The sequence below is a fragment of the Bacteroides sp. GD17 genome (assembly GCF_038448625.1).
In the GTDB taxonomy this organism is placed as follows: domain Bacteria; phylum Bacteroidota; class Bacteroidia; order Bacteroidales; family Bacteroidaceae; genus Bacteroides.
Window position 1 is genome coordinate 1 of sequence record NZ_JBCEZS010000036.1, and the last position, 725, is coordinate 725.

At 45.7% G+C, this 725-nt stretch carries 1 pseudogene; it reads right to left on the minus strand.

Going from position 1 to position 725, the window contains the following annotated elements:
* Positions 1-201: pseudogene (locus tag AAE250_RS23240) on the minus strand (hypothetical protein); the annotation flags it as partial.
* Positions 202-725: the final 524 nt, after the last annotated feature.

Below are 725 nucleotides of genomic sequence, written 5' to 3' on the forward strand. Positions count from 1 at the left end.
TTTTTTTTGCAAGCCTTGTCCGGTGGCTGCCTTGTATTTTTCCGTTATGTCTTGGTGTATTTCGGCAATGGAACGTTCTACCCACTGTTCGTTGCGGTGGGTGAGTTCCGGACGGATGTAGTCCAGTTCCTTGCTTCTTAGGTTGTGTCGTTCTGCGCTGCCGATTTTGCAGGCTTCCACTCTGATACATGTCTTTGCCATATCATTAGGTTTTAGGTGTGTATGTCTGTTCTGAAGATGTGGCGTGAAACGTCACATCGCACGGGGTCGAGGGGTGTCCCCTCGCACACAACCCCTTTAGGGGTTATAGTGTGCTATAACCTTTTGCAAAGGTAAGCCTTCCGGACGGGATTTGCAAGCGGTCTGCCATGTGTTCCGGGTATGCTTGGGAACAGAAGCCGGACAAAAGGAAAAAGGACACAAGGCACGATAAAAAAATCATCGGTCGGGGAGCGCCGCACGGCAAGGGGGTGCACCAGCACTCCCGACGAGTGCAGCCATTAGCTATGTGAATAAAAAATAAATGTGTACCAAAATGGCTACCGTAATAATAAAAGTATTATCTTTGCATATAACTTAAAAAATGATAGTATGATAGTAGTGAGTGGTAGAGAATTTAGAGCCAATCAAGGTAAATACATTGATATGGTTGTTGATGGTCGTGACCTTGTTTTGAAATTCCGTGGAAAGGGAAGTTTTAAGATTGTTCCGGTTAGTGAGGATGA